Consider the following 13,550-nt stretch of genomic DNA (forward strand, 5'->3'; position numbering starts at 1 on the left):
GACAACATATTATATGGGATAGTAGGAAACATAGTTAAAGGAGGTAATTACCATGCAAAATTTCAAACGAGTATTTTTAATTGTAATGGATTCGGTGGGGATTGGCGAAGCCCCTGATGCCAAAAAGTTTAATGATAAAGGCGCAGATACACTAGGGCATATTGCCGAACATATGGATGGCCTCAAAATGCCTAATATGGCGAAGTTAGGTCTCAGTAATATTCGGGAAATTAAAGGAATCGAAAAGAATGCATCTCCTCGTGCGCATTACACTAAAATGCAAGAGGCTTCTAACGGAAAGGACACAATGACTGGACATTGGGAGATTATGGGGTTAAACATTCAGCAGCCATTCCGGACATTTCCAGATGGTTTTCCACCAGAATTGATTGCTGACCTAGAGGAAAAAACCGGACGAAAGGTAATAGGAAATAAGCCCGCTTCTGGTACTGCCATTCTGGATGAGTTAGGATCTGAGCACATGAGTACAGGGTCATTGATTGTATATACATCAGCAGATTCAGTCCTGCAAATCGCAGCACATGAAGAAATCATTCCTATTGAAGAACAATATGAAATTTGTGAAATAGCCCGAGAATTAACATTAGATGAAAAGTATATGGTCGGCCGTGTTATTGCACGTCCTTTTGTCGGTGAACCTGGTGCTTTCCAGCGTACGCCAAACCGTCATGATTATGCATTGAAGCCGTTTGGACGTACTGTAATGAACGAATTAAGAGATGCAAATCATGATGTAATCGCCTTAGGGAAAATCTCTGATATATATGATGGAGAAGGGGTTACTGAAGCAATTCGAACAGCCGATAATGAAGATGGAATGACTAAGCTGGTTGATTCGATGGCGAAAGATTTTAAGGGTATTAGTTTCCTGAATTTAGTTGATTTTGATGCTAAATATGGTCATCGTCGTGATCCGGAAGGGTATGGAAAAGCGTTGGAGGCATATGACGCAAGATTACCTGAGGTATTAAATCAGCTTAAGGAAGACGATCTGTTAATTATCACTGCAGATCATGGAAATGATCCTATACACCATGGAACAGACCATACACGGGAATTTGTACCTTTACTCATCCATCATAAAAATATTGATGAAGGAGAACGTTTACCTATTAGAGAAACGTTTGCTGACATTGGTGCAACAATTGCGGATAACTTTAATATAACGATGCCTAAGCATGGAAAAAGCTTTTTAGATAATATCAAATAGAGGGGGAGATATTCCATGAACCAAACTGTAATAAATGAAGCAGCAGCTTTCATTAAAGAAAACTTAACCAAAACACCAGAAATCGGGTTAATTCTAGGGTCAGGCCTAGGTGTACTAGCTGATAAAATTGATAATCCTATTACTTTTTCATACAAGGACATACCTCATTTTCCTGAATCAACTGTATCTGGACATAAAGGTCAGCTTGTAGTTGGAATGCTGGAAGGTAAGCAAGTAATCGCAATGCAAGGGCGCTTTCATTATTATGAAGGTTATTCTATGCAACAAGTTACCTTTCCTGTTCGAGTAATGAAAGACCTAGGAATAGATTCGATTATTGTAACTAACGCAGCAGGAGGTATTAATAAAACATATAACCCCGGTGACCTAATGATAATCAACGATCATATTAATAACATGGGTGATAACCCGTTAATTGGTCCAAATAATGATGAATTGGGCGACCGCTTTCCAGATATGTCACAAGTATATGATAAAACGTATATGCAGCATGCTAAGGACTGCGCAGAAAAACTGGAATTATCTGTTCAGAATGGTGTATATGTGGGTAATACCGGCCCAACCTATGAAACACCTGCAGAAATTAACATGTTACGGACACTTGGTGGAGATGCTGTTGGAATGTCCACTGTACCGGAAGTTATCGTTGCCGGACATGCTGGTTTACGTGTATTAGGTATTTCCTGTATTTCCAATATGGCTGCTGGAATTCTAGACCAGCCGTTAACGCATAATGAAGTGATTGAAACAACAGAAAAAGTGCGTGAAGACTTTTTGCAATTTATTAAGGAAATTATTCGCACACTACCAAACTAATTATAAAGGTGATTAATATGAGAATGTACGACATCATTGAAAAGAAACGTGATGGAGAAATACTTACAAATGATGAAATTCAATTTTTTATCGATGGCTATACAAATGGAGAGATTCCAGACTATCAAGTTAGTGCGTTGTTAATGGCAGTATATTTTCAAGATATGACCGCAGATGAACGGGCCCAATTAACGACAGCAATGGTTAATTCAGGTGATCAAATTGATCTTTCCGCTATTTCGGGTATAAAAGTAGATAAGCATTCGACTGGTGGTGTTGGAGATACAACAACGTTAATTTTAGCTCCTTTGGTGGCATCGCTTGGAGTACCAGTAGCTAAAATGAGTGGTCGAGGATTAGGACATACAGGCGGAACTATTGATAAGCTTGAAGCTGTTCCTGGATTTCACGTGGAAATTACAAGTGAGGAATTTGTTAGTCTTGTAAATAAAAATAAGGTTTCTGTCATTGGACAAACAGGCAACCTGACCCCAGCAGATAAAAAGCTATATAGTTTGCGTGATGTAACAGCAACGGTTAACTCAATTCCTTTAATTGCAAGCTCAATCATGAGCAAAAAAATTGCTTCTGGTGCAGATGCAATTGTGTTGGACGTAAAAACTGGCGCCGGGGCATTTATGAAGGAATTAGACGAAGCTAAAAATCTAGCCAGTGCTATGGTGTCAATTGGAAACCGAGTTGGCCGCAATACAATGGCAGTAATCTCTGATATGAGTCAACCGCTAGGCAATGCGATTGGAAATGCCTTAGAAGTAAAAGAAGCAATTGACACGCTTCAAGGCAAAGGACCAAAAGATTTAACCGAGTTATGTCTAACACTTGGCAGCCAAATGGTTTTATTAGCAGGTAAAGCAGAATCCCTCGATGAGGCTAGAAATCGTTTAATCGAGAATCTTAATAATGGAAAAGCGCTTGAACAGTTTAAAACATTTCTTGAGTCACAGGGCGGGGATTCCAGGGTAGCTGATAATACCGAGTCTTTGCCACAGGCTGCTAATCAGGTTGAACTACCAGCAAAAACGTCTGGTTATGTTTCTGATATGATTGCCGATGATATTGGAACTGCGGCAATGATGCTTGGTGCAGGAAGAGCTACAAAGGATTCTAAGATTGATCTTGCGGTAGGAATCGTACTACACAAAAAAATTGGAGATACTGTAAAAGAGGGTGAATCATTATTGACGATTCATGCGAATCAAGAAGATGTTAATGACGTACAAGAGAAACTTTATGCAAGTATTACAATCTCAAAGGAATCAGTCGAACCCCAGCCTCTTATATACGATATAATAACAAAGTAATAGATGCTGATTTTCTAAAATATTGTTGCTTTTTCCAAGCAATGAGTCTTGACGCAGTTGATATAAACTTCGAAGTAACTGTTGGAATAATCTCTATAAACTATCGTCCCGCCGTCCGAGGTCGCTACGGGCGGATGCGCACCTTAGGGAACGACCTCAGCCTCCGTTGCGAAAACCACTCTGCGGGGTCTTCGGACACGTGCTATTCCCGCAGGAGCATCATGCGGGCTCCGCCTTAGAAAGAGACCCAATGAAGGAAAGCATGCTCAAGACGCCAAGAGACCTGGGAGGGTAGGTCCTTCTAAGATATGCGGAGATCCAAAGGGCATCGGAATACGCTTTTCCGTTAACAATAAATTGTTAGCGACCGCAACGTGTCATGTTATTACCAATATAGCGATTCCTACTCGAGTCAACAACGAAGGAAATACACGTAGACTCCTGTGGGAGCCGAGGCCTAGATGAGACTACGCAGCGACGTAGGAGCAAGGAGGCTCATCATCCGCCCTAGGTGCGCGAAGTGTATTTCCGGAGCGGCATAATAGCACTCAAACTTTTTAAAAAGTACTTAGCAGTTTATTTCTATTGCGACAAACTTATAGTAAACAATTAATAGAAAGAGAATAGAAAACGTTCGTAGTTTAGATGAGGAATAAAAAAGTAAAACAAATTTGAGCATTGAATTGCAGGAGCAATTTAATGCTTATTTTTTAGCAGTTAATACAACTGTGACATTCGCCATAACGCCTGCATTCCTAAGTATAAGGGGACCTAAAAAGAAAAAATAAGCTCTCTTAACGGATACCGGGTTTTCTAATATTATTCAAAATCCTGTGCTCGCATTTACTTTAATACCATCCCGGAAATATCAAATTTATAAAGTATAAATCAGGCAGATATTGGTAAGCCTATAATTATATTGAATGTTGGAGGTAAAGCGATGAAAAAGTTTGTTTTGATGACTAGTATTATATTTTCTATTTTACTAGCCACAACTGGTACCATTTATGGTAAAGAGAATGGCTCAGATAGTGAATTGAACCTTGCTCCAGATGCCAAATCAGCAATTTTAATCGAGCGTGATACAGGGAAAATGTTATTTGACAAAAATGCTCACGAAAAACTTCCACCGGCTAGTATGACAAAAGTTATGACTTTGTTATTAATAATGGAAGCGCTAGATGAAGGCAAAATAAAAAAAGATGAGATTATTCGTATCAGTGAACGTGCAGCATCAATGGGAGGTTCTCAAATATTTTTGGAATCCGGAGAAGAAATGAGTGTAAATGACTTATTAAAAGGTATTGCCATAGCATCAGGGAACGATGCGAGCGTCGCATTAGCAGAAAGAATTTCAGGAAGTGAGGAAGCATTTGTTAAGAAAATGAATGAAAAAGTAAAAGAATTAGGTCTAGAAAATACGCTATTTCAAAATACAACTGGTTTACCAGCTAAGAATCATTACAGTACCGTACATGATATGGCAGTCATGGCAAAAGAATTATTAAAATACGAAAGTATAACAGAATATACATCCAAGTATGAAGATTACTTAAGAAAAGGCCAAGATAATGAATTTTGGTTAGTAAATACGAATAAATTGGTGAAATCCTACCCAGGTGTTGATGGACTAAAAACGGGTTATACGAATGAAGCGAAATATTGCCTTGCAGCTACAGCAGAAAAAAATAATATGCGTGTTATTGCAGTTGTAATGGGAGCTGATACGACAAAAGAAAGAAATGCGACGGTTTCACAAATGCTAGATTATGCGTTTAACCATTTTGAGACAACTAAATTATATAAAAAAGGTCAAACCATCACATCACTGCAATTATTAAAAGCAGAAGAAAAAGATATTAATATTGTGGCATCAGAATCGATAAGTACCATCCACAAAAAGGGTGACCAAGATGGTGATATTAAAGCATCAGTGGAATTAAATACTAATTTGGATCTGCCGATGAAAAAAGGGAGCCAAGTTGGTCAATTGGTTGTGAAAAATAATAATAAAGTTGTTTCTAAATCACCATTAGTCGTGGATCATGATGTTAATATTGCATCTTACTTAACGTTATTTAAACGGTCAGTGCAAAATATGGTGAAATAGGAAAGAATCATTCTAATTTAGTCGAAATGCTTCTTCTTTTGTCATATAGCAGGAATTGGCCCGCTTCATAGCGAAAAAATAACTTACAAAGAGAATGTAAGGAGGAAACGTAATGGGTCTATCTACTATGTTTGAAGTTAAAAAAGATGTACTAATTGTGAGAATGTCGGGCGAATTGGATCATCATGAAGCAGAAGCATTAAGAAATAACTGGAAAGAAATGATGTATACAAACTCTATAAAACATGTTGTTTTAAATTTAGAGTCCGTATCATTCATGGATAGTTCGGGATTAGGTGTAGTATTAGGTAGGTATAAGGAAGTTTTACAAGTAGGAGGAGAGATGGTGGTTTGTTCGGTTTCTACACCGGTAAGACGCCTGTTTGAAATGTCCGGTTTATTTAAGATTGTTCGGTTAGAGGAGAACGAAGAACATGCGTTATTTACGTTGGGGGTGGCTTCATGAATAATAAAATGTATGTAGAATTTTCAAGTGTCAGTGAGAATGAGTCGTTTGCCAGAGTAGCCGTTGGATCTTTTGTTGCACAGTTAGACCCAACAATGGATGAGCTAACGGAAATTAAAACAGTCGTTTCGGAAGCGGTGACAAACGCCATTATCCATGGGTATAACAATGAACCAGACCATCTTGTTTCAATATCCTGTGTAATTCAGGATGGTGAAGTGGATTTGACGATTAAAGATGATGGTATTGGAATTGGGGACGTGGATGAAGCTAGACAACCATTATATACATCAAAACCCGAATTAGAAAGATCTGGAATGGGATTTACCATCATTGAAAACTTTATGGATTCCGTTGAGGTTAAGTCAACCCCAGATAAAGGGACAACCGTTCACATGACAAAGCAATTAACTTTCAGTAATATGGTTAGTAAATAGGGATGCCTATGGATGTTAATGTTAAACATCAAAAACGTAAAGAGTCACTCACGGATGAACAGGTGAAAGAGCTTATTCATAAAAGTCAACAGGGTGACAAAGATGCTCGAGATACCCTTGTTGAAAAAAATATGAGACTAGTATGGTCGGTTGTTCAACGTTTTATTAATCGGGGGTATGATCCAGATGATTTATTTCAGATAGGAAGCATTGGATTAATAAAATCGATTGATAAATTTGACTTAACCTATGATGTTCGGTTTTCTACCTATGCAGTTCCAATGATTATTGGGGAAATACAACGATTTATTCGGGATGATGGAAGTGTTAAAGTAAGTCGTTCACTTAAAGAAATCGGAAACAAAATACGTAAAAAGCGTGATGAATTAACAAAGGACCTCGGAAGATCACCAACTGTACTGGAAATTGCGGAAGCGTTAGATATATCCTCAGAAGATGTTGTTCATGCTGAGGAAGCCGCAAAATCACCACATTCAATACACGAAACTGTATTTGAGAATGATGGTGACCCGATAACCTTATTAGATCAAATAGCGGATCAAGATACAAAATGGTTTGATAAACTAACATTACAAGAAGCAATACGAGGATTAAATGAACGTGAACGATTGATTTTGTACTTACGTTATTACAAAGACAAAACACAGTCTGAAGTAGCCGAAAGACTCGGTATTTCGCAGGTACAAGTCTCCAGGTTAGAGAAGAAAATCCTACGTGAAATGAAAGTAAATATGAATTAAACAACCTGGCTTATCATTAAATTGCACTTGTGCAGTAAGAAAGTATTATGCTTTCTTAACTTCCGAATTATGAATCATCACAAACTTTGTGATGATTCTTTTTGTATAGCTGTTTTCTAAAAGAATGTTGTTAAAAGATATATACTGCGACACAGTGCGGTAAATACTTGAGTACTATGACATCGCTACGGAAATACACTTAGCTTTCCGCGGAATCTCCAGCTGTTGCTTCCCCCCCAGTCTCTGTGTATTTCCTGAGCTGGATTTTGCTCATTGTATTTTGATAATAAAAATGTATATTGAGATGGATAATAACAGGATTTAAAACATTTAACCAGCAGGTGGTCAGAGAGTATCACTAAAGACTATGAATTGGTTATCTTTAGTGTACGTTGCAGTTTTTTTAACTGCGATGGTTAAAGACAACAAAAGAGTATTTAACCAATAAATAACTATTAAATTATACAAATATAAGAAATGAGGCTAATAAACCAAGTTTTTCTTATGATAATTCAATAACCTTTAGCTAATACTATTTTATATACCACGACGAAGAGGATGATATCCACATGTCAGAAATAGTATATTTGCGCATGAAAAAAAATGTGGAATTAACATATTTAAGGGAGTTAACTCTAAAGGATATTGCATACATTTCAGCTTCCTCTCAATTAAAAAGGAAATTGGAAAAAACAACTTTATATCGAATTACTAAAAAGGATCGAAATATCGTCATAATTGACAGCTTTTTAGTGATTGATCATTTAGGGGATCTTCACGGAAACATAGAATTTCAACTCGTCGGACCAACCCATACTATTGTCAGAATTAAGAAACACAAAAAGCCCCCAAATATAGTAATAGTGTCTATTGTTTGGTTGCTTCTTTTCATTGGTACTGGAATGACTATTATGAATTTTCACTATGATGTCAGCATGCAAGAAGTACAACAAAAGCTACATTTTTTATTAACCGGTGAGGAGAGCAAATACCCATTGTGGATTCAGATACCATATTCATTTGGGTTAGGAATAGGAATGCTGTTATTTTTTAATCACTGGTTTACCAAACGCTTCAATGAAGAGCCAAGTCCACTTGAGGTAGAAATATTTAACTACCAGCAAAATCTCGATCAATATGTCAGTTATTATGAAAATAAGCTAAATGATACAAAACCTTATCATTAATATCCTCGAAATAGCAATTGGTTTAGCAAGTGGTTTGGCAGTAGGTGGTGGATTTGTTGCCTTTTTAACAGTACTTGGTATTATTCCTAGATTAATTCAATTGAGCCGAACAGAAAGATTGGTTCAAGTATATATTGCTAGCGTTATAATTGGATCATTGTTTGGAACATATATGTCGTTTGCTGATGTGACCTGGGATCAGCCAGTCGTTATATTGATAATTTGGGGTTGCTTCCACGGAATCTTCAACGGAATGCTTGCCGCTGCTTTAACGGAGGTATTAAATGTATTTCCAATAATATCTAAGCGAGTGCGAATGGATGATAAATTACTATGGCTATTAATGGCTATAGTATTTGGTAAAATTGCAGGATCTATTTTCCAATGGACAATTTTTGTTCGATAGTTCTTTTATGAGCGGAGTGTGTTTAAATGAATCAAGAAAAAACAGATAGTCCGGTTTCACCAAAGATAGACAAAACTGAAACATACATGAAAGATAAAATTGGTATTGGTTCATCATTCGACTTGGGTTTTCGTGAAATTATAATCTTAAAAAAGAAAATTCAGATTTATTACCTTACTGGTCTATGCGATACATCTCTTGTGCAGGAAATTATTAAAAAACTAGTAGATATCAACGATGAAGAAAGCAATTTGAAAAAAGTACCCGAAATTATAGAAAATCGTTTAGTACATCAGCAAGTAGATAAGAGCAAGACAATGGATGAAGCAGTTGATCAGCTGTTGTCTGGTCTAATTATCATATTTGTCGACGGTGAAAAGTATGCATTTGTGGTGGATGTCAGGAATTACCCGGGACGTACACCAGCGGAACCAGATACAGAACATGTAGTTAGAGGGTCCAGAGATGGATTTACAGAAAACATTATAGAAAATACTGCTTTAACAAGGCGAAGAATACGTGATGCAAGGTTGCGCCATGAAATGTTGAAGGTTGGTGAACGATCTAAAACAGATCTCTGTGTTTGCTATCTACAGGATGTGGCTGACGAGGGACTTATTAAATTAATTAAAGACAGAATTAACGAGATTGAAATTGATGGTATAGCAATGGCAGATAAAACAATTGAAGAGTTTATTGTTGAACGGAAATGGAACCCGTATCCATTGGTAAGATATACTGAACGCCCTGATGTTGCAGCTAACCATGTACTTGAAGGGCATGTTTTATTAATCGTAGATACATCCCCAAGTGTTATAATTTTACCAACAACTTTTTTTCACCATGTTCAGCATGCCGAAGAATTTCGCCAAACTCCTGCAATAGGAACTTTTATTAGATGGACGCGTTTTTTGGCTATTATGGCGTCGATATTTCTTCTGCCATTTTGGCTGTTATTTGTAATGGAACCAACATTATTACCAAAAGAACTGTCATTTATAGGACCTCAGGAAGAGGGAACTATACCAATAGCGCTTCAAATTGTTCTTGCTGATTTGGGTGTAGAGTTTTTACGTATGGCCGCCATCCATACACCGACACCATTATCTACTGCGATGGGATTAATTGCAGCGGTATTAATAGGTCAAATCGCTATTGATGTTGGAATGTTTGGTCCAGAAGTAATATTGTATATTGCAGTTAGTGCTATTGGTACCTATGTAACTCCAAGCTACGAACTAAGCGTGGCCAATAAACTTGGCCGATTCACCTTAGTTATTATAACAGGAATATTTGGTTTACTTGGGTTTGTAATAGGGTTTACGCTGTACATGTTATTTTTAATCCAGCTAAAATCACTTCGAACGCCGTATTTTTGGCCCTTCATACCATTTAATCCAAAGGCAATGCTTCAAATTGTGCTACGTGTGCCAGTTCCATTTTCTAACGAGCGTCCAAGCATTGTTCATCCAAGAAATAATTATCGTCAGCCTATTAGGAGAAAAGAACGCCATTAGAGAATCACGGGCGTTCTTTACTCTTTTGTTTTTGGCTTTCATGTGATAAAGTGTTTTTATTATTTAAGAGCTACAGTATAGGTTGGATGGAGGAAATGACTATGATATTAGATAATCATCCATTTGAGTTAAATAGCAAAGGTCACTTGGAAATAGGTGGAGTGGATTCGATCAACTTGGCAAATAAATATGGCACACCACTGTATGTTTATGATGTTTCGATTATCCGAGAAAATTGCCGGTCTTTTGTGGACACTTTTAAGGACTTAGATGTAAGTGCACAGGTTGCATATGCAAGTAAAGCTTTTTCATCAACAGCGATGCTACAGGTCGTTAAACAAGAGGGGCTTAGCTTGGATGTTGTCTCCCAGGGAGAGTTGTATACGGCCATTCAAGCAGATTTCCCTCCAAGTAAAATTCACATGCATGGAAACAATAAAAGCGTTGAGGAACTCTCGATGGCAATTGAGTATGGAATCGGTTGTATTGTTGTAGATAATTTTTTTGAAATAGATTTAATAAGCAAACTTCTCAAAAAGTATAACAAAACAATAGATGTTCTAATACGGGTTACACCAGGAATCGAGTCCAAAACTCATCAATACATTATGACAGGGAACGAAGATTCGAAATTTGGGTTCAATTTGCATAATGGACAGGCAGATAAGGCATTTTTGCAACTTTATAATAATGAAAATATTCATTTTAAAGGACTGCATTGTCATATTGGATCACAAATATTTGAAGCAGATGGATTTAAAATGGCCACAACTATGTTATTTAAAAAAATAGGAGAATGGAATAAACTGCATGACTACACACCAGAAGTTTTAAATCTTGGTGGAGGCTTTGGCATTCGATATACTAAAGAAGATACACCATTACCCTATTCATCGGTTGTAAAAGAACTAGTAGCTAAAGTTAAAGAACATGCTTCCATGTTTGATATGACAATTCCGGAAATTTGGATTGAACCAGGACGTGCTATCGCTGGAAATGCCGGCTTGACATTGTACACGGTAGGTTCAAAAAAAGATATTCCAGGAGTTCGCAGTTATGTTTCAGTTGATGGTGGTATGACTGATAACCTGCGGCCGGCGCTTTATCAGGCTAAGTACGAGGGTGTATTGGCTAATAAGGCCGCACAACCAGTTACTGATTTAGTTTCAGTAGCAGGAAAATGTTGTGAGTCAGGTGATATGCTTATTTGGGATCTTCCAGTACCTGAAATTGGCAGTAATGATATTTTAGCAGTATTTTCAACGGGAGCTTATGGGTACTCTATGGCAAGTCATTATAACCGATTTCCTAATGCGGCAGTTGTTTTTGTGGAAAATGGTCAGGATAAATTAGTAGTAAAAAGAGAATCTTTCCATGATGTTGTAAAAAACGATTTATCTTACGAATAACAATGAATTTGCTTTCTTTTAATAGATTGGATAACATGGTATGATATAATACAAAAGTGCTAGCGCCTGTTTAGCGCCGTATGGACTGTGCTCAGTGCATCGCGGGTGGGTCGACGTTACCGCGCAAAGCTGCGGTCTTAGTCGATCTTCCTTTATTTCTTTATCGTAGATACGAGGAGGGAAGTCCACTAGGCGCTAGGAGCTGGACGTCAATGTTAAAGTAGACAAGAATTTTAGAAATGGGACAATTATAAAGGGGATGAAAATATGAGTAAAACAGGTTATATATTAATGGAAAATGGTAATAAAATTGAGTTTGAATTATATCCGAATGAAGCACCAAATACAGTAGCTAATTTTGAAAAACTAGCGAATAGTAATTTCTATGATGGATTAACATTTCACCGTGTTATCGATGGTTTTGTCAGTCAGGGTGGTTGCCCTAAAGGAAATGGAACAGGATCAGCTGGTTATACGATAAAATGTGAAACAGAAGGTAATCCGCACAAACATGTTGAAGGGTCGTTGTCAATGGCGCATGCTGGAAAAGATACAGGAAGCTCTCAATTCTTCATCGTACATGGTCCACAGCCTCATCTAGATGGTGTTCATACTGTTTTTGGTCAAGTTACATCAGGTATTGAGCATGCTAAAGCAATGAAGAACGGTGATATTATGAAAGAAATGAAAATATCTACAGAAGAATAAATAACTATGAATATTTCCTTACTGCTCTATCTATTATTTGTAGTAGCCCCAATCGGTACAGTACTTCATGAAGCAGGTCATGTAATAGGAGCGAAGTCGCTAAAAGCTGATCGTATGAGGTTAACAATAGGGAGTGGAAAAATAGTTAGCAGTTTTTTCATTAGTAAAGTCCAGGTAACGATACGGGTTATTTTCTTTTTGGGTGGATTAGCTTCAAGTGAAAGAAAACGTATTTACAAACCACATGAGCTTATTTGGATTGCGCTTTGTGGACCATTAACTAATGGACTCACTGCTTTTTTATTGTATCTTCTTAATACAGCCTATCCATCTAATTATCTATTGTTACTTTTATTATTTAATTTATGGATAGGACTTATTAACCTTGTCCCTTTTCGGTTCAAAGACAAACAATCAGATGGATACACGATTGTTAAAGTACTCACACAGAAGTGATTTCAGACATTAGAAGGTTATTCAGTAGCAGTATGTTTTTTAGAAAATATGGTAATGCTTGATAGAGGATGAATTAAATTGAGCCAACGCAAAAAAAATTGGATATTGTTAATTATTCTATTAACTTTAGGTATAGTATGGGGCTTCATTTATTGGATTGTCTTTGTATTTTGAAAGAAGTAATTTGACAAATACTCGAATATAAGGCATAAATAAGTATACAATCTCCAGCAAGTAAAAATATTAGGAAATTGTGCTTTTTCTCTCCAAAGTTGGCAAGTTATATTCATAGTGAGGGGTATCTATGTTAATTCGATATAAAAAAAATCAGGAAAAAATTGCAATGGGTTTATTATCATTCATGCCAGAAGAAAAAGATGTAAAAAAATTGCAGCAAACAATAAAAGAATATGAAACAAATCCTGACTGGCATCTTTACCTATGGAAAGAAGAAGATATAATAGGTGCAATTGGTATCAGGGTGGAAGATGATATTAATGCTGTGGTGCAGCATATTTCTGTTAATCCATCACATCGAAATTCAGGGATAGGCAAAAAAATGGTCAATGAAATAAACAATATGTACAAAAGTAAATACGCAGTTTGTCCAGATGATAAGACTCAGCAATTTTACAATAAATGTACTGATTTCGAACAATAGAATGATAACTAATCGAAAGCCAGCTCTGTCGATCCAGAGCTG

14 protein-coding genes are annotated in these 13,550 nt (G+C 36.9%); all 14 read left to right on the forward strand.

Features of this window, described 5'->3' with window-relative positions:
* Window positions 1–52 precede the first annotated feature (52 nt).
* Window positions 53–1,231 (forward strand): phosphopentomutase, encoded by a 1,179-nt coding sequence (gene deoB / locus BMY13_RS08500; RefSeq protein WP_092503895.1) that lies wholly within the window; start codon window positions 53–55, stop codon window positions 1,229–1,231.
* A 15-nt stretch (window positions 1,232–1,246) separates the two neighbouring features.
* The gene (locus BMY13_RS08505; protein WP_092503897.1) at window positions 1,247–2,068 is read left to right on the forward strand and encodes a purine-nucleoside phosphorylase; all 822 of its coding nucleotides are present in this window, start codon (window positions 1,247–1,249) and stop codon (window positions 2,066–2,068) included.
* 17 nt (window positions 2,069–2,085) lie between these two features.
* Window positions 2,086–3,390: a pyrimidine-nucleoside phosphorylase gene (locus BMY13_RS08510; RefSeq protein ID WP_092503899.1), complete on the forward strand. Its 1,305-nt coding sequence runs from the start codon at window positions 2,086–2,088 to the stop codon at window positions 3,388–3,390.
* A 940-nt stretch (window positions 3,391–4,330) separates the two neighbouring features.
* The gene (locus BMY13_RS08515; RefSeq protein WP_092503901.1) at window positions 4,331–5,500 is read left to right on the forward strand and encodes a D-alanyl-D-alanine carboxypeptidase family protein; all 1,170 of its coding nucleotides are present in this window, start codon (window positions 4,331–4,333) and stop codon (window positions 5,498–5,500) included.
* 112 nt (window positions 5,501–5,612) lie between these two features.
* Window positions 5,613–5,966: an anti-sigma F factor antagonist gene (gene spoIIAA / locus BMY13_RS08520; protein ID WP_092492653.1), complete on the forward strand. Its 354-nt coding sequence runs from the start codon at window positions 5,613–5,615 to the stop codon at window positions 5,964–5,966.
* Window positions 5,963–6,403, forward strand: a complete 441-nt coding sequence (gene spoIIAB, locus BMY13_RS08525; RefSeq protein WP_092492654.1) for an anti-sigma F factor — start codon at window positions 5,963–5,965, stop codon at window positions 6,401–6,403. The genes spoIIAA and spoIIAB overlap by 4 nt, the downstream gene beginning before the upstream one ends.
* Window positions 6,404–6,411: 8 nt before the next feature.
* Window positions 6,412–7,164, forward strand: a complete 753-nt coding sequence (sigF, locus tag BMY13_RS08530) for an RNA polymerase sporulation sigma factor SigF (RefSeq protein ID WP_092493230.1) — start codon at window positions 6,412–6,414, stop codon at window positions 7,162–7,164.
* A gap of 569 nt (window positions 7,165–7,733) precedes the next feature.
* On the forward strand, window positions 7,734–8,351 hold the full coding sequence (locus BMY13_RS08535; RefSeq protein WP_092492655.1) for a stage V sporulation protein AA: 618 nt from the start codon (window positions 7,734–7,736) through the stop codon (window positions 8,349–8,351).
* On the forward strand, window positions 8,329–8,757 hold the full coding sequence (locus BMY13_RS08540; protein ID WP_092492656.1) for a stage V sporulation protein AB: 429 nt from the start codon (window positions 8,329–8,331) through the stop codon (window positions 8,755–8,757). Before BMY13_RS08535 ends, BMY13_RS08540 begins: the two co-directional genes overlap by 23 nt.
* A gap of 26 nt (window positions 8,758–8,783) precedes the next feature.
* Window positions 8,784–10,274, forward strand: coding sequence for a spore germination protein (locus BMY13_RS08545; RefSeq protein WP_092503903.1), 1,491 nt, complete (start codon window positions 8,784–8,786; stop codon window positions 10,272–10,274).
* Window positions 10,275–10,375: 101 nt separating this feature from the next.
* The gene (lysA, locus tag BMY13_RS08550) at window positions 10,376–11,683 is read left to right on the forward strand and encodes a diaminopimelate decarboxylase (RefSeq protein WP_092503905.1); all 1,308 of its coding nucleotides are present in this window, start codon (window positions 10,376–10,378) and stop codon (window positions 11,681–11,683) included.
* A gap of 267 nt (window positions 11,684–11,950) precedes the next feature.
* The gene (locus tag BMY13_RS08555; RefSeq protein WP_092492659.1) at window positions 11,951–12,391 is read left to right on the forward strand and encodes a peptidylprolyl isomerase; all 441 of its coding nucleotides are present in this window, start codon (window positions 11,951–11,953) and stop codon (window positions 12,389–12,391) included.
* Window positions 12,392–12,397: 6 nt separating this feature from the next.
* Window positions 12,398–12,847, forward strand: coding sequence for a site-2 protease family protein (locus BMY13_RS08560; protein ID WP_092492660.1), 450 nt, complete (start codon window positions 12,398–12,400; stop codon window positions 12,845–12,847).
* 304 nt (window positions 12,848–13,151) lie between these two features.
* Window positions 13,152–13,508 (forward strand): GNAT family N-acetyltransferase, encoded by a 357-nt coding sequence (locus tag BMY13_RS08565; RefSeq protein ID WP_092492661.1) that lies wholly within the window; start codon window positions 13,152–13,154, stop codon window positions 13,506–13,508.
* Window positions 13,509–13,550: the final 42 nt, after the last annotated feature.

The sequence above is a fragment of the Virgibacillus subterraneus genome, from assembly GCF_900110695.1.
GTDB classification, from domain to species: Bacteria; Bacillota; Bacilli; order Bacillales; family Amphibacillaceae; genus Lentibacillus; species Lentibacillus subterraneus.

Coding starts and splice junctions, on each gene's coding strand:
- lysA (WP_092503905.1), top strand. CDS start 10,376: ATGATATTAGATAATCATCCATTTGAGTTAAATAGCAAAGGTCACTTG.
- sigF (WP_092493230.1), top strand. CDS start 6,412: ATGGATGTTAATGTTAAACATCAAAAACGTAAAGAGTCACTCACGGAT.
- spoIIAA (WP_092492653.1), top strand. CDS start 5,613: ATGGGTCTATCTACTATGTTTGAAGTTAAAAAAGATGTACTAATTGTG.
- BMY13_RS08535 (WP_092492655.1), top strand. CDS start 7,734: ATGTCAGAAATAGTATATTTGCGCATGAAAAAAAATGTGGAATTAACA.
- spoIIAB (WP_092492654.1), top strand. CDS start 5,963: ATGAATAATAAAATGTATGTAGAATTTTCAAGTGTCAGTGAGAATGAG.
- BMY13_RS08565 (WP_092492661.1), top strand. CDS start 13,152: ATGTTAATTCGATATAAAAAAAATCAGGAAAAAATTGCAATGGGTTTA.
- BMY13_RS08505 (WP_092503897.1), top strand. CDS start 1,247: ATGAACCAAACTGTAATAAATGAAGCAGCAGCTTTCATTAAAGAAAAC.
- BMY13_RS08515 (WP_092503901.1), top strand. CDS start 4,331: ATGAAAAAGTTTGTTTTGATGACTAGTATTATATTTTCTATTTTACTA.
- BMY13_RS08510 (WP_092503899.1), top strand. CDS start 2,086: ATGAGAATGTACGACATCATTGAAAAGAAACGTGATGGAGAAATACTT.
- BMY13_RS08545 (WP_092503903.1), top strand. CDS start 8,784: ATGAATCAAGAAAAAACAGATAGTCCGGTTTCACCAAAGATAGACAAA.
- BMY13_RS08560 (WP_092492660.1), top strand. CDS start 12,398: ATGAATATTTCCTTACTGCTCTATCTATTATTTGTAGTAGCCCCAATC.
- BMY13_RS08540 (WP_092492656.1), top strand. CDS start 8,329: ATGATACAAAACCTTATCATTAATATCCTCGAAATAGCAATTGGTTTA.
- deoB (WP_092503895.1), top strand. CDS start 53: ATGCAAAATTTCAAACGAGTATTTTTAATTGTAATGGATTCGGTGGGG.
- BMY13_RS08555 (WP_092492659.1), top strand. CDS start 11,951: ATGAGTAAAACAGGTTATATATTAATGGAAAATGGTAATAAAATTGAG.